This window comes from Thermogutta sp. (assembly GCF_039793925.1).
Lineage (GTDB): Bacteria > Planctomycetota > Planctomycetia > Pirellulales > Thermoguttaceae > Thermogutta.
In genome coordinates this window covers 41,996-68,211 of record NZ_JBAMME010000307.1, presented here as the reverse complement: position 1 = coordinate 68,211, position 26,216 = coordinate 41,996, and the positions used below count along the sequence as shown (strand labels likewise).

20 protein-coding genes are annotated in these 26,216 nt (G+C 58.3%); 10 read left to right on the top strand and 10 right to left on the bottom strand.

Annotated features, from left to right (window positions below; translation table 11 throughout):
• The first annotated feature begins 454 nt into the window (after positions 1–454).
• Both ABJK56_RS16590 and ABJK56_RS16585 read left to right on the top strand, forming a co-directional pair.
• Positions 455–1,480 carry an RluA family pseudouridine synthase gene (locus ABJK56_RS16590; protein ID WP_347245791.1) on the top strand — a complete coding sequence of 342 codons (1,026 nt, stop codon included), beginning with the start codon at positions 455–457 and terminating at the stop codon, positions 1,478–1,480.
• Between the two features lie 57 nt (positions 1,481–1,537).
• The gene (locus ABJK56_RS16585; RefSeq protein ID WP_347245790.1) at positions 1,538–2,428 is read left to right on the top strand and encodes a deoxyribonuclease IV; all 891 of its coding nucleotides are present in this window, start codon (positions 1,538–1,540) and stop codon (positions 2,426–2,428) included.
• Positions 2,429–2,482: 54 nt separating this feature from the next.
• On the opposite strand, the gene ABJK56_RS16580 is transcribed toward ABJK56_RS16585, so the two are convergent.
• The gene (locus ABJK56_RS16580; RefSeq protein WP_347245789.1) at positions 2,483–3,970 is read right to left on the bottom strand and encodes a sulfatase; all 1,488 of its coding nucleotides are present in this window, start codon (positions 3,968–3,970) and stop codon (positions 2,483–2,485) included.
• Between the two features lie 432 nt (positions 3,971–4,402).
• On the opposite strand from ABJK56_RS16580, the gene purH reads away from it, so the two are divergent.
• The gene (purH, locus tag ABJK56_RS16575; protein ID WP_347245788.1) at positions 4,403–5,968 is read left to right on the top strand and encodes a bifunctional phosphoribosylaminoimidazolecarboxamide formyltransferase/IMP cyclohydrolase; all 1,566 of its coding nucleotides are present in this window, start codon (positions 4,403–4,405) and stop codon (positions 5,966–5,968) included.
• 43 nt (positions 5,969–6,011) lie between these two features.
• Here the strand turns inward: purH and ABJK56_RS16570 are convergent, their stop codons facing one another.
• Entirely contained in the window at positions 6,012–7,076 is a 1,065-nt protein-coding gene (locus ABJK56_RS16570) for an NrpR regulatory domain-containing protein (RefSeq protein WP_347245787.1), read from the bottom strand.
• Between the two features lie 379 nt (positions 7,077–7,455).
• Between ABJK56_RS16570 and ABJK56_RS16565 the strand changes: the two genes are divergently transcribed.
• Positions 7,456–9,102 carry a glutamate synthase-related protein gene (locus tag ABJK56_RS16565; protein WP_347245786.1) on the top strand — a complete coding sequence of 549 codons (1,647 nt, stop codon included), beginning with the start codon at positions 7,456–7,458 and terminating at the stop codon, positions 9,100–9,102.
• 105 nt (positions 9,103–9,207) lie between these two features.
• Here the strand turns inward: ABJK56_RS16565 and ABJK56_RS16560 are convergent, their stop codons facing one another.
• Positions 9,208–9,678 (bottom strand): TraR/DksA C4-type zinc finger protein, encoded by a 471-nt coding sequence (locus ABJK56_RS16560; RefSeq protein WP_347245785.1) that lies wholly within the window; start codon positions 9,676–9,678, stop codon positions 9,208–9,210.
• Positions 9,679–9,909: 231 nt separating this feature from the next.
• Here ABJK56_RS16560 and ABJK56_RS16555 point away from each other — a divergent pair, with 231 nt between their 5' ends.
• The 4 genes from ABJK56_RS16555 (at position 9,910) to ABJK56_RS16540 (ending at position 15,275) form a co-directional block, all read left to right on the top strand.
• On the top strand, positions 9,910–12,222 hold the full coding sequence (locus ABJK56_RS16555; RefSeq protein WP_347245784.1) for a hypothetical protein: 2,313 nt from the start codon (positions 9,910–9,912) through the stop codon (positions 12,220–12,222).
• A gap of 334 nt (positions 12,223–12,556) precedes the next feature.
• Complete coding sequence (locus ABJK56_RS16550; RefSeq protein WP_347245783.1) at positions 12,557–12,853, top strand: hypothetical protein; 297 nt, start codon at positions 12,557–12,559, stop codon at positions 12,851–12,853.
• 202 nt (positions 12,854–13,055) lie between these two features.
• Positions 13,056–14,375 (top strand): C45 family peptidase, encoded by a 1,320-nt coding sequence (locus ABJK56_RS16545; RefSeq protein ID WP_347245782.1) that lies wholly within the window; start codon positions 13,056–13,058, stop codon positions 14,373–14,375.
• Positions 14,376–14,381: 6 nt separating this feature from the next.
• Complete coding sequence (locus ABJK56_RS16540) at positions 14,382–15,275, top strand: tetratricopeptide repeat protein (protein ID WP_347245781.1); 894 nt, start codon at positions 14,382–14,384, stop codon at positions 15,273–15,275.
• 72 nt (positions 15,276–15,347) lie between these two features.
• On the opposite strand, the gene frr is transcribed toward ABJK56_RS16540, so the two are convergent.
• The 7 genes from frr to ABJK56_RS16505 all read right to left on the bottom strand — a co-directional run bounded on the left by frr (position 15,348) and on the right by ABJK56_RS16505 (position 23,461).
• Positions 15,348–15,908, bottom strand: coding sequence for a ribosome recycling factor (gene frr / locus ABJK56_RS16535; RefSeq protein ID WP_347245779.1), 561 nt, complete (start codon positions 15,906–15,908; stop codon positions 15,348–15,350).
• Positions 15,909–16,039: 131 nt separating this feature from the next.
• Complete coding sequence (gene pyrH, locus ABJK56_RS16530; RefSeq protein WP_347245778.1) at positions 16,040–16,822, bottom strand: UMP kinase; 783 nt, start codon at positions 16,820–16,822, stop codon at positions 16,040–16,042.
• 3 nt (positions 16,823–16,825) lie between these two features.
• Positions 16,826–17,647, bottom strand: coding sequence for a translation elongation factor Ts (gene tsf / locus ABJK56_RS16525; RefSeq protein WP_347245777.1), 822 nt, complete (start codon positions 17,645–17,647; stop codon positions 16,826–16,828).
• Positions 17,648–17,770: 123 nt separating this feature from the next.
• Positions 17,771–18,496, bottom strand: a complete 726-nt coding sequence (gene rpsB, locus ABJK56_RS16520; protein WP_347245776.1) for a 30S ribosomal protein S2 — start codon at positions 18,494–18,496, stop codon at positions 17,771–17,773.
• 313 nt (positions 18,497–18,809) lie between these two features.
• Positions 18,810–19,628 carry a phosphoribosylformylglycinamidine synthase subunit PurQ gene (locus ABJK56_RS16515; RefSeq protein ID WP_347245775.1) on the bottom strand — a complete coding sequence of 273 codons (819 nt, stop codon included), beginning with the start codon at positions 19,626–19,628 and terminating at the stop codon, positions 18,810–18,812.
• 97 nt (positions 19,629–19,725) lie between these two features.
• Positions 19,726–22,632: a phosphoribosylformylglycinamidine synthase subunit PurL gene (gene purL, locus ABJK56_RS16510; protein ID WP_347245774.1), complete on the bottom strand. Its 2,907-nt coding sequence runs from the start codon at positions 22,630–22,632 to the stop codon at positions 19,726–19,728.
• Positions 22,616–23,461 (bottom strand): prephenate dehydrogenase, encoded by an 846-nt coding sequence (locus tag ABJK56_RS16505; RefSeq protein WP_347245772.1) that lies wholly within the window; start codon positions 23,459–23,461, stop codon positions 22,616–22,618. The genes purL and ABJK56_RS16505 overlap by 17 nt, the downstream gene beginning before the upstream one ends.
• 270 nt (positions 23,462–23,731) lie before the next feature.
• On the opposite strand from ABJK56_RS16505, the gene ABJK56_RS16500 reads away from it, so the two are divergent.
• Positions 23,732–25,009 carry a glutamate-5-semialdehyde dehydrogenase gene (locus tag ABJK56_RS16500; protein WP_347245771.1) on the top strand — a complete coding sequence of 426 codons (1,278 nt, stop codon included), beginning with the start codon at positions 23,732–23,734 and terminating at the stop codon, positions 25,007–25,009.
• A 107-nt stretch (positions 25,010–25,116) separates the two neighbouring features.
• Positions 25,117–26,166, top strand: coding sequence for a flagellar motor switch protein FliM (fliM, locus tag ABJK56_RS16495; protein WP_347245770.1), 1,050 nt, complete (start codon positions 25,117–25,119; stop codon positions 26,164–26,166).
• The last annotated feature ends 50 nt before the right edge of the window (positions 26,167–26,216 follow it).

Sequence of the window (26,216 nt, the reverse complement as noted above, 5' to 3'; positions counted from 1 at the left end):
GCTCGTTCTCATTTTACCCGTTTTCCGGAACAGCGCTTATCCCGCAAGCTGGGGGAGGTGTATGCAAACGCAGGTGGAGTGACTGCGAGGCGGCTTTCTGGCGTTCCCGTCAGGGCAAAGTACAGGAAATTATGGATCGGTCGTTCGACGGCATACCGGTGGCGCGAGCCGCGGGCCTTGCCCGACGCTGTCCAAGTGCTGAAACAAAGATGTTCCAGGCGGTTGCACCTTGCTTCTTTGCTGAAAAACCCGACAATGCGATGATGAAGAGGAAAAGTCACGGTAAGCAGCAACGGGGTCACTTCCCGGGGTGCTTTGGTGCTGGGCTGGAGATCACGCATTGGCAGTCAGGCAACAGCCCGACAGGAAAAGCCCCCGCGACGCCGTTGTCCCGCCTGTTCCGTTTGGCTTCTTGCAAGTTCTTGTGGGATCAAAAATCCTTCGGAAGCGAACAATGCACGAGTTTGGTGAACGTGTCTTCCATGTCCTGCCACGGCAGGTGGACCAGACGGTGGCGGCCGCTCTCCGCGAGTGGCTGCCCGGTGTCTCCTGGTCACGGATCAAAAAGCTGATTGCCGGACGCTATGTCCAGGTGAGCGGGAACCTCTGCCTGGATCCTGCTCGCCGACTGAAACTCCAGGATGTCGTCAAAATTCTTCCGCGGCCTGCCCAGGCTCCGCCCACCCCTCATGATGTCACCGTCATCTATTTGGACGAGCATCTTGTGGTGGTAGACAAGCCGCCCGGTATGACGACCAACCGCCATCGGGACGAGTTGCGGGCATCTGCTCGCCGACGTCAACTTCAGCCCACACTGGACGAAGTACTCCCCCACATCATCGCCAAGATCGAGGGGAAGAAGAAACGCTACAAGGGCGTGCCCCCACCAGTTCGGGCGGTCCACCGTCTGGACCGCGAGACAAGTGGACTGATCGTCTTTGCCCGCACCGGCGAGGCCGAACGCGGCTTGATGGAACAGTTCCGAAAACACACCACAGAGCGGAAATATCTGGCGATTATTCATGGGTATCTTCCAGCGCAGACGATCAAGTCCTACCTTGTGCGAGATCGGGGCGACGGCCGACGCGGGAGCACCAAAAACCCGAACGAGGGTCGGCTCGCCATCACACATGTGCGACCGGTGGAACGCATCGGCAATTACACCCTCGTTGAATGTCGCCTGGAAACGGGACGCACCCACCAGATTCGTATCCACCTGGCAGAGGCAGGCCATCCCGTCTGCGGGGAGAAAATCTACAATCGGCCGCTGTTCGGCGAACCCGTCCCGGACCAGAGCGGGGCACCCCGACTGGCCCTGGCTGCCGTCGAACTGGGCTTCATTCACCCGATCACCAAGCAGCCCATGAAGTTCGAAATCTCGTTACCCAAAGACCTCAGCGATTTTCTCCACGAGCTCCGCCGGCGTGCCCGGCAGGACAAATCTTCGCGGGCTGATAGTAAAGAACCGCCACCACCGTGAGCACATGAGAATACTTCTTTGAGGCCTCTTTGAAGTCACTCAGCACGGGACGCTGCCATGCCACTTTTGGGTGCTCATCAGTCGATTGCCGGGGGATATCATCGGGCGGTGGAGCGGGCCGTGGCCGCCGGCTGCGAGTGCCTCCAAATCTTCACCAAAAGCACCAATCGCTGGGAAAGCCCACCTCTGACGGAAGAGCAGGTCGCCCAATTCCAGACGGCCCTGTTGCGGTCGGGGATTCGCCGGGTGATAGGCCATACGGCCTATCTCATCAACGTGGCAAGCCCCGATCCGACTCTGTGGAAAAAATCAGTAGAGAGCCTCGCCGAGGAGTATTCTCGAGCCGACCGACTGGGATTGGAAGGCCTGGTGCTTCATCCGGGAGCCGCGATGACGGAGGATCGCGACGGGGCAACCGCCCGGGTCACCGAAGCCCTCAACCGCGTGCTTGATCGCTTCCCCGGCGGGAAACCCCTTATTCTCCTGGAAACCACGGCCGGACAGGGCACCAACCTGGGAAGTTCCTTTGAAGAGCTCGCTACCATCGTGGAAGCAACCGAGCAATCGCACCGATTGGGCATCTGCTGGGACACCTGCCATATGCTGGCGGCCGACTACCCCATCGACCATCCCGACGGCTGGAATAAGACCGTGCGCTGGTTTGACCGCGTCCTCGGCCTGCACCGCCTGCGAGCGATTCATCTCAACGACAGCCGAACACCCCGGGGCAGCCGCGTCGACCGTCACGAGCACATTGGCCGTGGCCATGTGGGCCTGGAAACCTTTCGCCGCCTGCTCCACGATCCCCGCGTGAATCACCTGCCCATGTTTCTGGAAACTCCCAAGGGGAAAACGGACGACGGGCAAGACTGGGACGTTATCAACCTTTCTGTCCTCCGCGAGCTCCTGGTGCGAGCTCCCTCGTCCTCCTCTGAGGAACCCCTTTAATGGTGGAACTTCGCGCGCGGAGCCGGTGCATCGGCAGGGTCCCGGATCCCTTGCTTACGGCCCCGCGACACCGGGCGGCAGAGCCGCTTTCCAGCCCGCGTGGAGAAGATCCGCCATCTCTTTGCGGACCTGCTCATAAGCCGGATCATCCACGACGTTCCTGGTCTCCCAGGGATCTTTTTCCAAATCGTAGAGGGCCGCGGGGATGGGACCCTTTTTGAACTCCATGTAACTGTATTTTTTAGTCCGTACGCACTCGCCGAAGGCATCCCCGTCATCTTCCACAATAAAGGCAGCCTTTTTCCAGGGGCGTTGCGGATTCACCAGCAATGGTGCGAAACTCGTGCCTTCCAGGTTTTTCGGAAGGTCTAGCTTGAGCAGCTCGCCCAGCGTGGGCACGAGATCGACGAACTCCACAATCTCGTCGCAAGTTTTGCCATTGGCCGGCGCCCCGGGAACACGCACGATCAGCGGTGCCCGATGCGTCGCTTCCAGCATCGAATACTTGGACCAGAATCCGTGGTCACCCAAATGGAATCCGTGATCCCCCAGGAAGATGACGATGGTGTTCTTGTCCAGGCCGGTTTCTTCGAGGGCGTCGAGAATCATCCCGATGTTATCATCCACAAACGTCAGGCATGCGTAGTAAGCCGCAATGGCTTCTTTCGCTTGCTGCCGCGTAGGCTGTTTGACAGTGAAAATGTCCGGGTTACCTCCAAACGCCCGCTTAGGGTAGGGGAAGTTCACCAGGCTTTCTGGTGGAGCAGGTGGATCTGGGATTTTTGCTGGATCGTACATGTCAATGTACTGCTTTGGGCAGATGAGGGGAGTGTGCGGTCGGGATTGCGCCACCGCAAGAAAGAATTGCTGCTTGGATTTGGCAAATTCCCTCAACAGGGCCGCTGCAGTCGCAGCCATCCGGTAATCGCCTTCCTGTTCGCGGGTTCGGCCGGAGTCCCCGTAACGATCCGATTGCTTCCGGCGCCATTCACGATACTCACGACTCTTCTCGTCTTTAGGTGGAGGTTGCCAATCGGCGGGACGCGGAACGGGCGGAAACTTGATGACCGGCCCCGGGCCTTTCCAACCGGGGGGAGGCGTGTACATCTCGATGCGATCAAAAACAGAAAGCTGCTTTTCCGCATAGTCCGTGCGGTGGAATAACTTGCCGATCACCGCTAGATAAAACCCTTTGGCTTTCAAATATTCCGGCAGAGTGAGAACCCCTTCCGGTAAATGGGCGTCCATTTCCTGTTCGTTGCGGGTCACCCGGGTGGTCAAGGGACGCAGACCGGTAAGAAAGGACGTTCGAGAAGGATTACAGCAAACCGCTTGCACGTAGGCCCGATCAAAACGCACCGCAGTCCGGGTGAATCGATCCAGGTTGGGCGTTTTGCAGATTGGATTCCCGTAACAACCAAGGGCTGCGGCGTTGCAGTCCTCGATGTCGATCAGGAGCACGTTCATGTGCGAGGTGTTCGGCAAAGCCTCCACCTCACCCGCCAAACACGTCGCCAGAAGTAATCCGCACAGCACGGACATACATCACCTCCCCAACTACTCATAAAAACCATCCCATCTCAGAAAAGCCAGTCTGGGAGAAATCCCACCCACCGTTGCAGCCGGTGCCATTATACCTGGGTTCTGGACCAATATAATAGCCCTTGCAGAATGGCCCCACGTCGGACCTTTGAGAATGCCGCAGAACGCGCATCGAAAACGGGAACCTCGGCCGCTGAAGCAGAGATGGCGCCAATTGAAACCGATCCACGGCCAAAATAGTCCATACAGCACGACCAGTGGAACTCTTAGAACCTTCGGAACTGTGCTTGTCAGGTCCCTTTTTTGTCATTCACACCGGGCGGGCGCAACCTCACACGCTCGCTGTACCCCGCGACTCCTTCAGCATTCTCCTTCAGCTATTTAGAATGAAGGATTTGGAAACACGAACGGAGAACTTTGGAGGTTCACGTGATGGTCATCAAGCCGCAGCGGGCGCTGATCAGTGTCAGCGACAAAACAGGTCTGGCCGAATTCGCCCGGCAGCTCCACAAACTGGGAATTGAGATTTTCAGCACGGGCGGCACCCGCCTGTTTCTCGAGCAGGCCGGTATTCCGGTGAAAGACGTGGCGGCCTACACGGGATTTCCCGAGATGATGGAAGGTCGGGTCAAGACCCTCCATCCGCGGATCTTCGGCGGGATTCTGGCACGACGCGATCGGCCGGAAGACCTCCAATCCATGGCGGAACATGGGATTCTGGCCTTCGATCTGGTGGTGGTGAATCTTTATCCCTTCCGCAAAACGATTGAACGGCCTGGTTGCACAGAAGCGGATGCGATCGAGAACATTGACATCGGGGGACCTTCCCTGGTGAGGGCAGCGGCCAAGAACCACGCGTTTGTCGCTGTCGTGACGCAGCCCGCTCACTACGCCGAGATTTTGGGCGAACTGCAAACGCATGGTGGAATCACACTGGAGCTCCGACGGCGTCTTGCCGCCGAGGCCTTTGCACACACCGCCGAGTACGACCAGACTATCGCGACGTGGTTTGCCAAACAGGTGGAACCCAGTGTCTTTCCACCACGCCTGTTTTTCCGCTACGATCGGCTGTTCACACTGCGCTATGGAGAGAACCCCCATCAGCAGGCGGCCGTGTATGCGCTTCCGGAAGCGAAAGGACCATCTGTTGTCACAGCCCGACAACTCCACGGTAAAGAACTTTCCTATAATAATCTGCTCGATCTGGAATCCGCCCTGGAAATCGTTCGCCACTTCGAGGCACCGGCGGTCAGCGTCATCAAGCATAACAACCCGTGCGGGGCAGCCCTAGCGGATTCGCTCGCCGAAGCGACCCGTAAGGCCCTGGCCGGAGATCCGGTAAGCGCCTTTGGTTCCGTGTTGGGGATAAATCGGGTGGTGGATCGGGCGACGGCGGAAGTCCTGTGCGAACCGGGGCTTTTTATCGAGGCCATTATCGCTCCGGCTTTCGATCGTGAAGCCCTGGAAATGTTGACCACCGTCCCCAAGTGGAAAAAGAATGTGCGGCTCATGGAAGTGGGTGAACTGACCAGGCCGGCCCCCTGCTGGAATTACCGTCCGCTTCAAGAGGGATTGCTCGTGCAGGACGCCGATAACCTTCCCGACGACGAAACAGGGTGGAAAGTCGTTACCCAGGTTCAGCCGGATGACGCCCTTTTTCCTGATCTTCGCTTTGCCTGGGGGATGGTCCGTTTCGTCAAATCCAACGCCATCGTCCTTGCCAAAGATCAGATGCTGGTAGGAGTGGGTGCCGGCCAGATGAGCCGCGTGGATTCCGTGGAAATTGCGATCCGCAAAGCGGGAGACCGGGCGGCGGGGAGTGTGCTGGCCTCAGATGCCTTTTTCCCCTTTCCTGATTCCATCGAGCACGCGGCCAAGGCGGGGATTCGCGCCATCATTCAGCCGGGCGGCTCTGTGCGAGACGATGAGGTCATTGCCGCCTGCAACCAGTACGGCATCCCCATGATCTTCACCGGAAGACGCCACTTCCGACATTGAGAGCGCGCTATCGCAGGGGAAATGCCCAACTTTTCAGCCTGGCCTAGGTCAGATACTTTTGGAGCACGTCGGGCAAATCATCCACCGTGATCAAGCGGCTAAAGTCGAGCAGACCGCTGAGCGCCCGGGAGTAAACCTGATAGCCAATTTCCTCAAGAATGGCGATCGGGTTGAGTCCGGCGATCACGATCACTCCCACACGGCCTGAAATGACGGGGATCCCGAGCACGGGTTGCGAGGGAAGCCCCACCGTCATCAGGCCGCCCAACCCGATACGGGCCATCTCTTCTTCTAGATGAAGGACCACTTCCCGGGCGTCCTCGGGAATTTCCCGGAAGCTCGCCCCGATCAACCCATTTCCATCCGTGATTGCCCCTCGGTAATTCGTCATTCGGCTGCGGATGAACACTTCCAATGGATCAATACTTGTTCCGTCGTAATGAATGATCTCTGCGAATCGCACGGGCTTGCCATTGCGAAGTTCCAGCAGGCCGCCAAATCGCGAGGCGGTGGGAATGCCGTGCTTGAGCAGCACACTGTTGAAGGTGATGGAGCAGATCGTGCAGAATCCAATTTTCCCGGGAGGAATCTGAACACCGCCGATTGTTTCGCCAGGTTCCAGGATGGCCAGCCGCCGGCCCATGCCGTAGCCCTTGTAGAAAACCTGGCACACCGCATCCAGACACTGGGCAAGATCCCGCGGATTGACCACTGACGTATTGACCACCACCGTGCCCGTGCGGCGCTCCAAATCAAAGGTCATCTTGTAGGTCATTTCGTCGATACGGGCGGAGAGATATCCGACCCGCTGAACCGTCTGAGCAATTCGCAACTCGGCGAGGCCTTTATCGGAGATCGTATGACCGCGATGGCCGTAGGAGATTGTCAATCCTTCGCGATCGAGTTCGTTGAGGTAGAGGCGGACCGTCCGTTCGCTGATCAAGTAGCCCGACGAGGCCAGCGCCTCGGCAATCTCACCTGACGTGAGAGGCTGCTGCGACTTACGAAGAACGCGGAGGATTTCCATCCTATGGCGGGACTTGCGCTCTTCCCGACGGGAGACGGGCATTTCTTCAGGCATTCGCGGTGATGACGATTTTCGTCTCATGAAAAAACCTCGTGGCTCGACGCATTGGTTGGGAATTCCCCGAAAGACTGCGCAACCGCCTGGAATAACCTTTGGCAGATGATTGGCAACAAACCGATCTGACTTTCCGAAACCAGGGTTCATCTGGCATTCAATTAGTTTACAAGGCAACAATCTTGCCGAAAACTGCCCAAGAATCGGCAATATTGCCAATTCTTTTCAAATAGCAACATTTCCGATGTGTGAACTGCTAAACTGAGCGACGGAGAATTTGCTGATTTCCCTCGTAACATCGGGTTGACGAATTCTGGAGAATTGGTAAGATAATACCGATCCCTTTTCTATCTTGTTGCCAATTGCTCGGCAGATCTGCGGTTTTTAGACTTCCGGGAGACGTACGATGAGTTTCATTCAGTACCGCAAGCAAAACGATGTTCTGGGAACGGTGAACCGGGGGAACCCAGCCGATTCTGGTTTGTGCACCCTTTGCGAATCCGACTGCAAGGGGAAGTGCGAAACCTGGCTCAGCTCGCTGGTCGGCAGAAAGTTGCTCTACCCACGAGACTTCGGCAATGTGACCGCCGGCTCCGCCAATATTGTGGCTCTGGGCGTTGGGTATCATGCTTTACGCATTCAGGGTTACGCCTACGATGCCACAGGTTTGCCACCGGGGATGACGGACTCCCCCGACGACTGCGTCTTTCCACGCGTGGATGTGTCCACCGAATTCGGCCGCGAGGTCAAAACCAAGTGCCGCGTCCCGATCATGACCGGTGCGCTGGGCTCCACATTTGTGGCGGCCAAGTACTGGGATTCCTTCGCCATCGGCGCCGCGCTGTGCGGATTTCCCATTGTGGTTGGTGAGAACGTTGTGGGAGTGGACCGCAAATCGGTGTTTAAAGACGGCCGGGTGGTGGAATCTCCCGAGATGGACCGCCGGGTCAATTCATTCCTCCGCTATTACGACGGTTACGGCGCCATCATTGTGCAAATGAACGTGGAGGACACTCGCAATGGTGTGGCGCAGTACCTGATCGAAAAATTCGGTGATAAGGTCATTTTGGAGTTGAAATGGGGCCAGGGTGCTAAGGACATCGGGGGCGAAATTCAGGTGACGGATATCGAATACGCGCGGTTCCTCAAGGACCGTGGTTACATTGTGGATCCCGATCCCTATGATCCGGTCGCTGAAGCCGCCTATCGTTCCGGTGCCCTCCGTTCGTTTGCCCGACACAGCCGCCTGGGGGCTTCCCACCTCCACTCGGCGGAAGACGTGTACGAGGACTTTATGAACTCGATTGACTTCTTCCGGAAACTGGGCTATAAGCGGATCTCGCTGAAGACGGGGGCCTATGGGATGGAGGCCCTGGCCCTGGCGCTTCGCTGCGCCGCGGACGCCAAGCTCGATCTTTTGACCATCGATGGCGCCGGAGGCGGTACGGGCATGAGCCCCTGGAACATGATGGAATACTGGGGCGTCCCCTCGCTCCATCTCCACGCCAAAACTTATGAATACTGCCAGGTCCTCAAACAGCGCGGGATCCAGCCTCCGGATATTTCACTGGGTGGTGGATTCGGTCGCGAAGACCACATCTTCAAAGCACTGGCCCTCTGCGCCCCCTACACAAAGCTCGTGTGCATGGGCCGCGCCATGATGATTCCCGGCTTTTTGGGCAGCAATATCGAAGGTGTCCTGCGGCCGGAACGCCGAGCTGCCGTCAATGGCAATTGGGAGAGCCTTCCTCCCAGCGTGACGGCGATCGGCCAAAAGCCGGAGGAAATCTTTGCGGCCTGGGAGACTGTCAAAGCCAAGGTCGGTGCCGAAGAAATGAAAAATATCCCGTTTGGCGCCGTGGCCGTTTGCTGCCTGGTGGATAAGCTCATGGCTGGACTTCAGCAACTGATGGCCGGTGCTCGTCGGTTCAGCATTAGTGCGATCCGTCGGGAAGACCTGATGGCCGCCAACCGCGAGACGGCCGAGGTCACGGGCATCCCCTTCATGCTCGATGCTCAGCATGATAAAGCGCTTGAGATTCTTAAGAAGTAGCGCCAGGCCTTAATCTGCACAGGACATCCAAGAGGCGACCGTCGGCCCATGCCGGCGGTCGTTTTTTATATGGAGGACACTATGCCTATGCAAGAGAAAAGCCACTTACTGCGACTCTGAGGCCTGCCGCTCGCTTTCTTCAGCACATTTGACGCAGGTCGTCGCGTAGGGGATGGCTTTCAGGCGGATTTTGGGAATTCGCTGGCCGCACATCTCGCATTTGCCGTAGGTGCCCTCTTCGATGGCCTTGAGTGCAGCGTTGACGCGCTCGAGAACTTCCCTCTCGTTCTCCACGAGAGAGAGCGTGAATTCTTGCTCATAATTGTCGCTGCCCAACTCCGCCGGATGGATGGACGATCCTGCACGCCCCGCCAGCCCTTCTTCGTTTTGATTGAGAGCGGCCTGAGTTAGATAACGAACGTTGCCCGAAATACGCTCCCGCAGGGCCAGCAACTCCTTGCGGAAATATTCCAGTTCTTCTTTTTTCAACGACTCATTCTTCATTGTCCACACCTCACCGGTGCCAAGCAAAACTGTGGCCACTATCAGGGTCAAAATTCGATTGTAGGTGGCCATCGAAAGACTGTCAAACAGCTACCTCGCCTTCTTCCCGCCTTTTCAGAGCTCCAGATTCCCAAAAGTTTTTGTACGAAATTTTGTTGATCCGGCCACTAATAAGGTGGTGGGGTGGTCTGGCAGATTCGGCGTTTCCCATTGAGCCGGAAACCTCACCGGGAAATTTGAGGTCAACGGTTTCCGGCCGAGACTTTGTCGAGAGAACCCCTCACACCTCGCGGAGGCGAACCCATGCGGTTGACCCTACGGACACTTCTGGCCTATCTGGACAACGTTCTCGAGCCTGCAGATGCCGCTGAATTGGGCAAAAAGATTGAAGAAAGCGAAGTGGCGAAGGCCCTCATTCGGCGAATCCGGGAACTTCTCCGCAAGGACAAGCTCGGGGCCCCAGAGGTCCTCGATCACCGTGAGAGTCTCGACCCCAACACCGTGGCGGAGTATCTCGACAACACCTTGCCTGCAGAGAAGGTCGCCGACTTTGAAAAGGTATGCCTGGAGTCGGACATCGAACTTGCAGAAGTAGCAGCCTGCCACCAGATTCTCGCCCTTGTGCTGGGAGAACCAGCCGAGGTGGCCCCGGCCCTCCGCGAAAAGATTTACAAACTTCCCCAAGTGGCAGCCCAGCAGGAATCTGCCGTGGAACGAATTGCGCGGGACCTCACTGCCGACGTGGAGGGATTTCCACCGGCCGAAACTCAGCCAACCGGCGCCTCCCCGATCCGACCGCGGGCGGAAGCCCAATTTGTGTCCAATGTTTCCGAGCGCAGCTATCGGTGGTGGTTGTTGGGGCTTTCCGTGCTGTTGATTTTGGGATTTGCTGTGGTGGGTGGACTGCTTGTCTATCGAATGTCGTGGCCATCTCCCAGTCAGTCGGAAACCGTCCTGGCGACGAAAGGTCCAGAGGCTGGCCTGGGAGAAAGTCAACCGACTTCCCCAACCAAACCCGCGGATTCGAAGGCGACTGGCTCTACGGAATCTGTAAATCAGCCGTCGCAGGAAGAGGGTGTATCTTCTCGGCCTGCCGCCGAAACTCCTACGGGGGATACCACGGAAGTGCGTCCCGCTACAGGGGCCTCCAGCCCGGCTCCCCCAGATATGCCCTCTGAAACAGGCCAGCCTGTCCAGCAGGCTTCCCCAGGAGTTCCGGTCGCTGAAGCACCCACTGCCTCTCCTCAGCAACCGATGATGCCACCGGCAGAGTTGTCTGCGCAACCCAGTCCGCCGCCGACCGACGTGGCGGTGTCGCCACAACTTCCGCAGTCACCCAGGCCGCCGGTGGGTGATCTCCTTCCGGCACCTCTACCCGTCCCCCCGGCACCATCAACGAGCTTACCTGGAGGCACAATTCCGGATGCTGTGCCGCCGGTCGACGTGGCGCCCCTCCCCCCAGAACCCATTGGGTCGCTTCTCCCAGATCCCCGGTTGCCGCAGGTCCTGTTCCTAACCCTGCCGAATCGCCCGGCGCAACGGGTCTCTCCGGAACAGCAGGTGAAAACGGGCGACAGTTTTTTGGTACCGCCATCTTTCCGGCCCAAACTCCGGTTGGGTGAGACCCTGGAGGTTGAATGCATTGGCCCTGTTTTCTGGGAACTGGCCCCTGTGGACGCTCAGGGGCGCGTGGGTCTGCGTGTCACCTACGGAAATCTGGCCATTACAGCCACGGCACCCAACGGAGCAAGTCTCCGGCTCACTTGCGGTCCTCTCGAAGGGATCTTAGAACTCAACGACCAAAACACCATGGTGGCCCTGGCGGTGCAGCGCAATCAGGATTGCGCCGGTGATCCGGAAACGCAGCCCGTCCCCTGGGTCACCGATCTTTACGTGCTTGGTGGAGCTGCCCGATGGTTGGACAGCGGGCGAACACGTCCGCTCGTTCTCCGCGCACCGGTTCAGGTCCGATTGAGTGAATCAGAGCTGCAGACAGCCCCGCTGGAGAATCAGCCCGAGTGGATTCGGCCCGCTGCTGAGACTGCGGCGATCATCGAAGAACGGGCCATGGCTGTGCTGGAGCGAGCGCTCCGTGATACCGAAAAAGATCCCCTCCAGGTGCTCCGAGAAAATTCCGCCGTACGTCAGCGAGAAGTGGCCTGGCTGGCCCGCCGAAGCCTCGCCTATTTGGGAGTCCCCGACGATCTCTGGAAAACGCTGGAGGACTCCGATCAGCGCGCCTATTGGCGTGAGACGTGGATCATCTTGCGTCAGCTCGTGCGTATTTCGCCGACTCTGGCAGCCAGCGTCCGTCGTGCGGCAGAGCGCGTTCTGGTCTCAGATGGGGCGATTGGCTACGCGATGCTCTGGCGCTATCCCTCCACGCAACTCACACTCGCCCAAGCCGAGGAACTCATCCAGTACCTGGATCACGAAAAGCTGGCCATCCGTGTCCTGGCATCGCTGATGCTTCGACAGGTGACGCAAATGACGCTCACCTACGAGCCGCAAAGCTCCCCCACTGAGCGGCGGCGGGCCATCGAACTCTGGCGCAAACGGCTCAAGTCGGGCCCGGTACACGGCGTCGTTTATGAGCCAGCGGCGGAACAACCTTGACGCAGCCGGCAAGCTGCGCATCGGACGAAAAAGCAGATGCCGCCGGGGCCAATCGGCTTGCGATTCGAGGGATCCAAGGCGGTTCCTGGGTCTATTGCCGCGACCGGCTCGCGCTCGAAGCACCGACGAAGAATGGTGAGAAAGGGACCCGACGTTGTCTGGCAAATGAAAAAGGAGCCCGCGGTGGGCGCGAGGAGGGTACCCCTTCGCGTTTCCCGGAGGGACGTACTCGTCACGTCCGCTTTTCGCGCACGCCAGATCGACCCAACGAGACGGACTGCCTGAGCGCGCCGATTTGTTGAGCAGGAGATTGGGGATAGGCTAAAATGCCGGTATGAGTCGGGATGACCCTGCGTATCAATACCCGGTGGCCTGTCAGCGATGTGGCGTGGAGCTGCACCTCGGTCGGGGATCCTGTTATCTCATCAACATTGAGGCCATGGCCGACCCCTCGCCACCCCAGTTCGACTTCGACGATTTTCCCAGCGACCTCAACAAGGCTTTCCGGGATGTCCTGGAAGAGCTTTCGCAACTGTCGGCTCAAGAAGCGATGGACCAGGTCTATCGTCGGATGAGCTTTTACCTCTGCGCACGATGTTACGCCCGATGGATTGAAAACCCCACAGGCTGACACCGTCGGTATTTCTCTTACCCTTGTTGCAGGCAGAAGTTACCCAAGTGTACTTTTCTGAAATTCACCGACTCAATATCAAGAAAGACACACCTGATCGGTGCTCGCGTTGCACAGGCATGGAGACCTCTATACGATTGAAAGGGGATAGCCTCGGTTTGGACAGAGCAGATTTGCGGTCGTGCCGGCAGGTGCTCAATTCATGAGACGATTTTCTCAAAAAACGGCCGTTCTGGCGACGGGACTTCTTCTGGTAGGACTGCTCCTATTCACGGCAGCAGATGGGCTGCTCTTTCCAGGACCAGCACTGGCGCACGAACCGGCCGGCCGTTCCTGGTGGTCGGCACTTCGAGAAAGAGTCCTGTCACTTTTCGGGGAAGACGAGGGGCCGGCTCAGGGGACGGATGCCTCGTCACGCGATGAATCGCTCCCGGAAGTCTATCGGGAGGGCGAGCACGAAGCGGGGGCCCTTCGTATTATCAATCACGTGCCCGTTCTGATCCTGCGCGGTGATCCGGAAGCAATTGCGGAGCAGGAAGCGGTCCTGACCGGAGATGGGACGGCGAATCTGGTAGCGGCACCCCAGGATTTTCTGGCCACGCTGGCCTATCCAGGCGGTTGGGAAGGCCTGGTGGTCCGCGGCCGGAACCTCTGGCGATTTATTCCCGAGGATTACCGTCGAGAATTGACAAGCCTCGCAAAAAAGGCTGGTGTTTCCCCGGACGAACTGCTGGCCGTTAATGCCCTTCCCGATATGTATCGCGATCTGGCGTGCTCGTCACTGGTGGTTTTACCCGAGCGAAGCGCCACCGGGACAATGCTTTTCGGCCGAAATCTCGATTTCTTCTCGCCGCGTCAACTTTATCGTTACACGATTGTGAAGGTGTATGATCAGCCGGGTAAACGGTACCGTTTTGCCTCGGTGGGATTTCCGGGTTTCATTGGTTGCCTGTCGGGCATGAACGAAATGGGCCTGTGCCTAGCCGTGCATGAAGTGCGTACAACAGCGGATAGAGCCCCCATGTTTTCGCCCCAGGGTATGCCTTATGCAATGCTCTTGCGTCGGATCATGGAACAGTGCGCTAGGGTGGATGAAGCTATTGAGCTTTTGCGTTCCTCTCCACGTACGACGCTGCTCAACATCGTCCTTTGCGATCGGCAGAAGGCGGCCGTGGCGGAAATCACGCCGAGGAGTGTGGAAGTTCGCTATGCCGAGGATGGGCTGCTCGCCTGTACAAATCACTTTCGCACGCCACGGTTACGCACACTGATGTTCTCCTGGAGATACGAGCGATTGATGGAGGCGGCCGATCTGCCGCGAATCGACCTGCCCACCCTCGAGCGGAAGCTGGATGAGGTCAACCTGCGTTTTCTGACGATTCAATCGATGGTTTTTGATCCGGAGTATTTGACACTGCATCTGGCGCGGGGACAGCCCCCGGTGACAAAAAGGCCCTATCATCGCGTTGAACTGTCGGAGTGGCTTCGAGGGAATTCACCGGCAAGCGGGGGGGAGAAATGACGGCCAATGGATCCCGTCGAGCGTGAGGAACATTTAGAGAAGGTTCTCCAGGCCCTTGACCGCAAGGAGTATCTTCGCGCTCTGAGTGAAGCCGATCAGTGGTTGGCCGAAGATCCTGGGGATGCAACGGGGTATTCAACGCGGGCACTGGTGCTGATTCGGTTGGGGCGATTCCGGGATGCGTTGGAGGATGCTCGCCGGGCCCGGCAGCTTGAGCCACGCGATCCCCAAGTGGTGATGGTTTTCGCCATGGCTGCAGAGGCTGAAAACCGTCTCTCCTGGGCTCAGGAAGCCTGGGAAGAAGCGGTGCGGCTCAGCCGGAGCGCACCGGCCGTCCTCCGGGAATTCGCGCGTTTCATGGTGGATCATCGGGGCCCCAAGCCTGCCCTGGAAGCAGCGCGTCGGGCGGTGGAAGCCGATCGAAACAACTCCCAGGCATGGAGTCTCCTGGCAGCCGCCCAGCTCCGCATGCACCAGTTTCAGGAGGCGGAAGAATCACTCAAGCGGTCACTGGCTCTGGATCCTAACAACGTGCAGGCCCAGGCTCTCATGGCGCAGTATTGCCTTCTCAGAGGCAAACAGAATGAAGCCCTGGCCATCAGCAAGTTGCTTCAGGACCACGAGCAGGCCCGCCCCATCGTTCAGTGGATCCGGGACGAGACCAAAAAACGAAACCTGGAACGGATTTTAGTCGAGCGGGCACTGGATCTGGAATCGCGGCGGCCGGATCCCGGCTCATGGCGATGGTTTTCTCTGACGTGGTGGGCACTGGCCTATACCGGAGCCCTGGCGGTCGCCCTTGTTCTGGATGTGGCGGGAATCGGCAACTGGCTCTTTCTGCTGGTGCTCGCTTTTCTGGGAATTCACCTAGTGCTTTGGGCACTGCTCTTTCGAGGTTGAGTGTCCATTCTTCCCCATTCCATGTGGCCTTTTCCCCGTCGAATTGTGATTGAGGAAGACAGTGCACAAAGATCAGCCTTCCAACACGTCTTTTTCGCGATTCTTGGCCAGTTCGTTGGCTTTTTCTTCGTATTCTTTCGTCAGTTCCTGGATCCGCTCTTTGAGGCGTTCACAGTCGTCTTCGGAGAGCAGTTTGTCTTTTTCAGCCTGGTCGGCCAGTTTATTCCCTTCACGACGAATATTGCGAATGGCGATTTTGGCCTCTTCGCAGAGTTCGCGAATGCGAGCCACCATCTTTTTGCGAACTTCCATGGAGAGCGGGGGAATATTGACGCGAATGACCCGCCCGTCGTTCTGGGGGTTGAACCCCAGATCGGATGCGCGAATGGCTTTCTCGATATCTTTGAGTGTGCCGGGGTCGTACGGTCGGATGACGAGCTGTTGCGGTTCAGGCGCTCCCACGGCGGCCAACTGTTTCAGCGGGACGGATGTACCGTAGGCTTCGACCTTGATCGATTCGACGAGTCCGGGATTAGCGCGGCCTGTGCGGATGCCCGCCAGGTTTTCCTTGAGGACGGAGATTGCTTTCTCCATTTTTTCTTCGACGGTCAGAAGGATTTCGTCTTCCGTCATGCAGCACACCCTTTCCTCGAGCGTCGTCCAGCACGCCAATCACGCAGCTTACCCGGACCCTAGAATGTGCCTTTTTCGATGATTGTAGCGGGCCGGTGGGCACTTCACCAGTTCACCCCACATACCCCATCTCATGTGGGAGTGGTGGAGAGTTCCGATTCGCGAACCGGGGTTTCCGTCTCGGTGATGAGGGTTCCAACCCGTTCGCCACGCACGGCCCGTTCGATATTCCCCGGCCGTCGGAAGTTGAAGACGACGATGGGCAGACGATGCTCGGCACACTTGGTGATGGCTTCCGGGTCCATCACGCGAAGGTTTTGCCGCAGCACGTCACGGTAGCTGATCTGACTGTAAAGAATAGCGTGGGGATTCTTGGCGGGATCGTCGCTGAAGACTCCGTCCACTTTGGTGGCCTTCATCAGGATATCGGCCCCGATTTCCAGGGCGGCCTGGGCTGCCGCTGTGTCGGTCGTTACAAAGGGACGTCCCGTGCCGCCGGTGAGGATGACGATCCGGCCTTTTTCAAGGTGCTGCTGGATGCGGCGGTGAATATGGGGCTCGGCCACGCCTTCCATCGGCACCGCGGAAACGAGCCGGGTCTCCACGCCCAGCGATTCGAGAGCGTCCTGGAAAGCAAGTCCGTTGATGACGGTGGCAAGCATGCCCATGTAGTGCGCCGTGGCCGGTTGGATGCGCGTTGTCCCCGCCGAGAATTGGGCCCCCCGAAGGATGTTCCCACCGCCAAGGACAATCGCCAGTTGGACTCCCGATTGAGCCGCCCGATAGGTCTCCTCAGCCAGCGCCACAACGGACGCCATATTGATACCGCGTTCACCGCTGCGGGTAAAACCCTCTCCCGAAATTTTCAGGACAATCCGCCGATACGGTGAACCCGACTTTGCAGCTTCGACCACAGATCACTCCTTTCCCACCTCCCAGTACCAGTAGCGGACAAGTTTAAGTCCGGCCTCTTCGGCCACCTTGCCCACGGTCTTCTTGGGATCCTTGACAAACGGTTGATCCACCAGGCAGTGCTGAGAGTAAAAATCTTTAAGACGGCCTTCGACAATCTTAGGAATCATATTTTCGGGCTTGCCTTCCTTTCGGGTGGCCTCAGTGAGGATTTCACGTTCTTTTTCCACGAGGGCCGGGTCCAAATCCTCCCGACGGAGTGCTGTTGGCCGCATCGCCACCACATGCATGGCAATCTCCTTGGCCACCTGGAGATTGTCTCCCTCGACCTGCACGACGGCCGCCTTACTCCCATCGTGATGGAGGTAGGCGCCGCATGTTCCCTCGACGCGAAGAAGCCGTCCAATGCGGAAGGCCTCGCGAATCCGGTTAATCGCTTCCTCGTAAAGATCGCGGAGCTTTTTGCCCGGCTGACTGGACGGCTGATCGAGGAGTGCTTCTGCGTTGGAAGCTCCCGGCCCCAGAGCCAGTTGCCGCGCTAACTCGTTCACCAGGTTGACAAAATCCTCGGCCTTGGCGACGGGCGCGCTCTCGCAGAACAGCTCCACGAGGGCCGTTTTGCCCTGGTCGCTGTAGAGGCCAATGCGGCCAAAAGCCGTTTCTCGACCGGCGCGTTTCTCCATCACTTTCCGGCCGGACTTACGGAGGATTTCAATGGCTTTTTCGGGATCGCCGCCAGCTTCCTCCAGAGCGCGCTTGCAATCCATCATGGGCAGTCCCGTGCGTTCGCGGAGGGCCTTCACGGCGGAAGCGGTGATTTCCGGCATATCAGTTGTCTCCTTGCACTCTGGACGGTGAATGCTTCACTTGCAGGACGCACATCAGCTTGAGGACCGATCACTTTGGCACAAAAGTTGGTGCCTATGCAACCTCTGAAGTGGTGTCCACAATCACACTTGGGAGGCGACGGGTTGCGGCTCTTCTTTGGAAATCGCGCTTGCTTTGCCCTCGAGAATGGCGTCCGTCAGATATCTCAGAATAATTTCGATGGAACGCATGCTGTCATCGTTGCCGGGGATGGGGAGGTCAACTTCGTCGGGATCGCAGTCGGTATCAATCAGGGCCACCGTGGTGATCCCCAGCTTTCTCGCTTCCCGCACGGCGTTCTTCTCTTTGTTGGGATCAACAATGATGAGGCACTCGGGAAGACGATCCATTTTCCGCAAGCCGTGCAGGTTGCGGTAAATCTTGCGGTATTCGCGATTGAGCGCCGACTGCATCTTCTTGGAATACGTGTTGATCGCCTCGCTGTGGACTAGGGCCTCTAATTCTTCCAGTCGGGCAAAGCGACTGCGAATGGTGGCGAAATTCGTGAGCGTTCCGCCCAGCCATCGGTCGTTGACGTACGGCATGCCACAGCGTTGCGCCTGCTCCGCGATGATGTCCGCCGCCTGCCGCTTGGTCCCCACGAAGAGAATCATCGAGTTTTTCGCACCGAGCTGCTGGAGATATTTGCGGGCCCGCAACAGACCACGCAGCGTTTCCCGAATGTCAATGATATGGATGTCGTTTTTTCGGCCGAAGATATACGGCCGCATCTTGGGATTCCAGCGACTCGTGCGATGCCCGAAGTGGACTCCCGCTTCGATCAGATCTTTGACCAAAATGTTACTCACACGTTTCTCCTACCACAGGCACAGCGGCTATGTCCCCAAAAGAGGGGCGTCCGCCGTTAGTTCCACAATTCACCCGGTCTACCAACTTTCCCACTCCGCCTTGGACCGCTCAAGGCAGAGACTTGTAGCATACCCGCTTTCACAAAATGGGTCAACCAGCGGTTGGAACAGGGGAGATGGTCGGGGCAATTCATGAACTGCCCCTACCGATATTGGGCCCGTTGCGCCCCGTTCCCTAACTCGTAGGGGTAACTCAAGAGCAAGCGAGATGGATTATCCTACACGGAAATAGGAATTCCCCACAAAAGGGACTTCACTCGAAATAACTGACGGCGTTGCGAAAGATGAGCAGACCGTGCGGGGGCTCATACCGCTCCTCCCTGGTCCAGCGGGGATGGTGCGTCACATCAATGAAACGCTCCGGATGGGGCATCAACCCGAAAATTCGCCCTGTCGCGTCGCACACTCCGGCCACATTTCCCATCGAGCCATTCGGATTCCAGGGGTAGGGGACGGCCGTCTGCCACGGCTGCGAGGTCCCAGCTTGTGCGGAAGTTCTTCCAGACTCATCCGGCATCTGGTAGCACAGCGCCACGTGCCCCCGGTGAGCCAACCGTTCGAGCCAATCCGCGTTACGGACGACGAACTTCCCCTCGGCATGAGCCACAGGCAACTGAAGCTCCCGAATTCCGCGGAGAAACACGCATCGGTCGCTGACAACGCTCAGGTACACCCAGCGATCTTCGTACCGCGCCGTGTCGTTCCACGTCAGCGTCGCCACGGGTTTGCCGTCCGCATCGGGTGGAAGGATAATCCCGGCTTTCAGAAGCACCTGAAACCCGTTGCAAATTCCCAGGATGAGCCGATCTTGCTCGTGGAACTCCTGAATGGCTGGCAGCAGGTGGTGCCGGATTTGCAGCGCCAAAATGCGGCCTGCGGCCACGTCATCTCCGTAGCTGAATCCCCCGGGCACGCAAAAGATCTGAAAATCCCGAAGGAGGGCCGGCCGGTCGAGCAGCCTGGCGATGTGCAGGCGTTCCGCAACCGCTCCCGCCTGTTCGAAAGCATAAGCGGTTTCAATATCGCAATTGGTTCCTGGTGCGCGCAGCACCAAAACGCGTGGTTTTGCCATCGTGCCTGTTTTCAGATTCCGACGGAGTTGATCCAACAGATGAATTCAACGCGGATGGTTTACGTTATTCTGCGCTCTCAGCCACAATTCGAGCACGTCACCAAGCAAGCGGTTCCTTCCAGGCGCGTTTTAACTTGTCGAGCGGTGTATCGATCAACGTTTGTCCTCGCCATCTGATAACCAGGGAGGGCCTTTCCATCACCGTACCCAATTGCGCTACTGGCAGTCCCGCAAATATGGCTTCAAATGCGGAGACTTGATTAACGGGGACCTCGCAGAGGAACCGCGAGTTGGATTCGCTGAACAATCGGGCAACCGGTCCGAGATCGGAACCTGCGCAGGGAACGGCGTCCAGGTCGATTTCGGCGCCGAACTCGCCGGCAAAGGCCATTTCAGCGACTGCAACGGCCAGCCCTCCTTCACTGAGATCATGGCATGCCCGGACGCAGCCCGACGTGATCGCCCGGTGCATGGCTTCAAACACCCGTCGTGCCCGCTCTCCGTTCCACCGCGGGACGGTCCCGCCGGACAAGCCGTGAATTTCTGCCCAGTGTGAACCCCCCAATTCGTCAGCCGTGATACCCACAATGTAAATGGCGTTGCCGGGCTGTTTGAGATCCATGGTGACACAGCGGCGCACATCGTCCACTTGGCCGAGCGCGCTGATCAAAAGCGAGGGCGGAATGGCGATCGTTTCGGTTTCCTTGAGCCGAAATTCGTTGTTGAGGCTGTCCTTGCCGCTAATGAAAGGCGTTCCCAGGGCCACCGCCACATCGTGGCAGGCCAGTGCTGCCCGAACCAGCGAGCCCAGCACCTCCGGTCGATCGGTATTGCCCCAGCAGAAATTATCGAGAATGGCGATGCGGCTGGGATCAGCGCCGACAGCCACACAGTTCCGCACCGCCTCGTCAATCGCGGCGGCCGCCATCCAGTAAGTATCGTGGTCCCCGTATTTGGGATTCATTCCGCAGGCGATCACCAGCCCCCGGTAGGAGCTGAGAACAGGCCGGAGGACAGCGGCATCTGAGGGCCCATCGTTCCAGCGTCCAACGAGCGGTTTGACAGCGCTCCCCCCTTGCACTTCGTGATCGTACTGGCGAATGATCCACTCCTTGCTGCACACGTTCAGGGAACTAAGAATCGCCAACAGGTCGGCCGTCCAGTCGACCTCGCTTTCCGGTGGCAGCACCATAGGCACCGAGGGTGCCGGTTGATAGACGGCCTCGCGAACAACGGCCGGCCGGCCCCTGTGAAGGAATTCCATGCTCAGGTCGGCCACCTGATGACCCTGGTAGCGGAGGACCAGGCGACCAGTGGGAACGAATCGCCCGATGGCCGTGGCTTCGACACCCTCGGACGCGAAAAGCTCCTTGAGTTCCGGCCATTTGTCTTCCGGCACGGCCAGAACCATTCGCTCCTGCGCTTCTGAAATCCAAATTTCAGCGTAGGAAAGCCCTTCGTATTTAAGGGGAACGCGTTCGAGATCCACCTCCGCACCGATGGCGCGTCCCATTTCGCCCACCGCTGAGGAAAGCCCCCCGGCACCGCAGTCCGTCACGGCATGGTAGAGAGCGCGATCACGGGCCACAAGGAGAACGTCGAGGAGCATTTTTTCCGTAATCGCATTGCCGATTTGGACGGCGCCCCCGGAAAGCGTTTCACTCTCGGTCGTCAATTCGGCCGAACTGAACGTGGCGCCGTGAATCCCGTCCCGCCCAGTCCGACCACCGACAAGCACAATCAGATCGCCGGGTTGGGCCGCCTTGTGCGCTTTGTCCCGAGGAAGAAGTCCTACATTGCCACAGTAAACCAGGGGATTACCCAAATAGCGCCGGTCAAAATAGACCGCCCCGTTTACGGTGGGGATGCCCATCCGATTTCCGTAATCGCGGACGCCCGCCACCACGCCCTTCATCACCCGTCGTGGGTGAAGGACCCCAGGGGGAAGTTCATCATGGGAAATGTCGGGTGGGGCGAAGCAGAAGACGTCAGTATTGCAGATCGGTTTGGCACCCAGCCCCGTACCCATCGGATCGCGAATGACGCCGCCAATTCCCGTGTTTGCCCCTCCATAGGGCTCCAGCGCGGAGGGATGATTATGTGTTTCCACCTTGAAGACAACGTGGTAATCCTCATCGAACTTCACGATGCCCGCGTTGTCTTCGAAGACACTCACACACCAGTCGCGATCGCCCAACCGGCGGCGGATTTCGTGAGTTGCGGCGAAAATGGTCTCTTTGAGCATGTTTTGAAATTGAATCTGCCGCTGCTCGTCGCGATAAGAAATCTGGCCGGTGAGTGTCTTATGGCTGCAATGTTCGCTCCAGGTTTGGGCCAGGGTTTCCAGCTCCACATCCGTTGGGTCGCGTCCGAGAGAACGATAAAACTCCCGAATTGCGCGCATCTCCACCAGAGACAGAAAGAGTTGACCTTCGCGACTCAGTCGGAGGAGGGCCTGGTCATCCATGTCGCGGAGCGGAACCGTGATCAGGCGGAATTCGTAGGGACGCCCTTGCTCCAAAGTGCGAAAGGGAAGCGCGCCGAAGATGACCTGCTCGATGGCGTCGTTGGCAAGGATTTTCTGACAGATGCGTCGCAGATCGCTCGGCGACAGTCCAACAAACCAGTATTTACGAAAAGTGCGCACCGCTCGGGCGTGCCAGCCAAAGTCTTCAATCGCCGCGGCCGCACTCATCGCCACGGGGTCCATCACGCCGGGCTTGGGAAGCACATAAACGGGCTCCATATCGGGGCTAGGTGGTTCCAGCAGACTCGAGTCCCCGACTTGCCCGATCACAAACCGCTCCACGACCGGATCGGCAAACAGTTCCTCGGCCAGCCGCTGCATCTGGGCGTGGGTGAAATCGCCTTCGACAAGGTACCCACGACCGGCCGCCACCTGCCAGCCACCCTGTATCCCCAGGTCCAGTCCATCGTGGCGTACCTGCTCTGCCACGACATCCGGTCGACCAGGAGCCGGATAAATATCAACCTCCCAGAGCATCGCGATTCTTTTTCCCTCGCGTCAAGATTTCCTCAACAACCAATTCATTTCCGTCTCGTAGAGCCTGGGCCGCTCGGAGCAATTCCTGCGCCAGGGTCTGGCAGTTCTTCGCCACATTTTGCCGATTCTGCATGAAAATCTGCTTCCACAATTCAATATCCCCGGCCGCAATCCGCGTTGTGTCGAGAAAGCCCGTTCCGGTAAACCGAAACCACTGCTCGGGCAACATCCCCGCCAACAGTGCCGCCACCAGATGGGGAAAATGGCTGGTCATGCCGATGGCTTCGTCGTGCTCTTCGGGCGACATCCGCACCACCACCGACCCCAGACCTCTCCAAAATTCCTCGAGCGCATCGAAGTCTTCCGCCCGGGTATTGCGAGTAGGAGTGATGATGGTAACCCGGCCCTCAAACAGCTCTGCGTCCGAATAACTGGGGCCGGTTTTTTCGCTCCCCGCCAGGGGATGGGACCCCAGAAAGCGGCAACCTCGCGGCAAATTGTTATCAAGAGCCGCCACAATTGCGGCTTTGGTGCTGCCCGCATCGGTGATGAGGGTCCCCTCGGGACAGTGTTCCGCGGCGCGGCGCACCAGTTCTGGGATGGTGGCGACCGGTGTGCACACGACGATGAGGTCGGCTTCGGCCACCCCTCGGGCCAGATCAATCGTGGTGTGAGTGACCGCGTTAACGCGGCGGGCGGCACGAAGGGTCGTTTGCCGTCGGGCGATACCAATGACATCATCAGCCAGCCGCCGTCGTAAAAGGGCTTGCCCGATGGACGCCCCAATCAATCCCACCCCAACAATCGAAACTGTTTTCCAGCGTGCCATGACATTCCCCGCTCCATGAATGCGTAAACGCCCTATTTTAGCACGTGCTGCGCGATCAGTCGCCCCGGGGCTTGGGCTTTCGCCCAACCCTGATCCCCTCGCAGGGCGGTGACAATTGCGTGGCCACCCCGCCAAACGTCGGTTGACGGCAGGGCCGGAAATCGGGATACTTCCTCAAGGGAATGTCTAGACAGTTCGCCGCCGAGCAGCCGCTCGGAAGTCAATGAAAAAGCCAAACCATTTTCGCAACAGGAACAACCATTCGCAACCATGAGTAACGACAACGGGATTTTCGACCTTAAAGAATACTGCCTGGAAGTGGCGCGGCGTGCCCGCGCGGCTTCAGTTGAACTGGCACGGCTCAGCGGTGCGGTGAAACAGCAGTGGCTGTATCGCTGCGCCAAACTGATGAAAGAGCGGATGGTCGCGCTGACGGACGCCAATCACAAGGATCTAGCTGCTGCGCCCTCGTTCGGCTTAACAGACGCTCAAATCGATCGTCTCAAGCTGACGCCTTCCCGCATCGAGGCCATGGCCCGCGCTCTTGAAGAAGTCGCCATGCTCCCGGAGCCGATCGGGGAGGTGATCTGGTCGTCGGTACGGCCGAACGGTCTGCTCGTGCAGAAGGTGCGTGTCCCCCTGGGAGTGATCTTTTTCATCTATGAATCCCGACCCAACGTGACGGCCGACGCGGCGGCACTCTGTGTGAAAAGCGGTAACGCAGTCATCTTACGAGGCGGGAAAGAAGCTGCCCACTCCAACCAGGCCATTGTGGACATCATGATGGAGGCCGGGGCGGACGTGGGACTTCCCACCCATGCCATCCAGCTTGTGGCGACGCCTGACCGGGAAGCCGTGGGACACTTTCTCAATCTTCCGGAGTACATCGATCTGACCATCCCCCGCGGTGGAGAAAGCCTCATCCGTCGGGTGACGGCGGAGGCCAAAATGCCGGTCATGAAGCACTTCGCCGGTAACTGCCACGTGTATGTGGATGCCAGCGCCGATCCAGAGATGGCTGAGCGGATCGTGGTCAACGCCAAATGTCAGAGGATGGGCGTCTGCAATGCGGCGGAGTCGCTCGTTTTCCACAAGGCTGTGGCAAGCACACTCCTGCCCCGTATTCTTCAGGCGCTTGCCGAGCGCGGTATTGAAATCCGGGGTGATGAGATCACCCGGCAACATTTCCCGGCTGCTAAACCTGCCACAGAAGACGATTATTATGCCGAGTACCTGGGTCCCATCATCTCGGTGAAGGTCGTTGAGGATTTGGACGCAGCAATCGAACATATCAACAAATACAGCTCCAAGCATACAGAGGCCATTGTGACGCGTGATCTGATCGCCGCCCAGGAGTTCACCAAACGAATCGATAGCTCGGCCGTAATGGTCAATGCCAGCACGCGTTTCAACGACGGCGGCGAATTCGGGCTGGGTGCGGAAATCGGGATCAGCACCGATAAGTTCCATGCTCGCGGTCCCTGCGGAATCAATGAACTGACCAGTTACAAGTACGTGGTCATCGGCAACGGTCAGGTGCGGGAATGACACAAAAAGCATCCTGGCCCGGGGAATCATTTCCCACCGGCTGAGAACCGCGTACCGAAGTTTGCTGACGGCATCTTCACACGGAGGTGTTGGAGGCGGAGGATCGCATGTCGTCCGACGAGGTTCTGACACAGGCCGAAATCGAGAGTCTTCTCGCGTCGGTCGGAAAAGGTAAGCCCGCCGAGGCTCCCCGCGATGTTTCCAGCGCGCCGGCGGCTTCTTCGCCACCACCGCCGCCGGTCAGAATACCTCGGGAAAAGATCATCACTTACGATTTCAAGCGTCCGGAGCGGGTCGGCAAAGAGCAAATGCGATCGCTCCAGACGCTTCACGAGGGCTTCAGCCGCAATTTTGCCGCCGGTCTTTCTGCCATGCTTCGCTGCATGGTGGAAGTGAAGCTCACCAGCGTGGACCAACTGACCTACAGCGAATTCGTTTTCAGCCTCGACAATCCCACGTGTTTCAACCTCATTCGCGCAGAGCCCCTGGAGGGACACTTCATCCTGGACATCAATCCGACCATCCTCTATCCGATGATCGATCGGCTGCTGGGGGGTGGTCGCGAACCCACACCAATCACGCGACGGCCGCTCTCGGAAATTGAACGGCGACTTGTGGGACGAATCACCTCCCTTTTTCTGGAGGAATTGAAACGCGCTTGGGAAAATGTACTGCCTCTGGAATTGAGCGTCGTCCGCGTGGAGAGCAACCCGCAGCTCGTTCAGATTGTGCCCCCCAACGAAGTGATTGTGCTGGTCAGCTTCGAACTCGCGCTGGGCGAAGTCCGCGGCATGGCCAACCTCTGCATCCCTTACAACAGCATTGAACCCATCGCCAATAAACTCTCCGCCAACAGTTGGGCATCTTACGGTAAGCGGCAGGTCAGTCCCGATGCTGCGGAGCGGATTGGTCGGGCTCTCCGTACTTCCACTGTTCAACTTGTCGTCCAACTGGCACGGACCACCATCACCACGCAGGACCTCATCGGTCTTCGGGTGGGTGACATCATCACCACCAAAAAAGACATCCACACACCGCTTCTTGTGCGGGTGCAAGGCATCCCCAAATTTCTTGCCCGCCCCGGCATTTTCAAGGGCCACAAAGCCATCTGCATCGAGGACGTCATTTCCGATCCCGCCCAGGTGACCGGTGAGTAACTTTGATGAGGACGAATCGTCGGGCGATCAGGCAATCGAGCTCGGTTGCT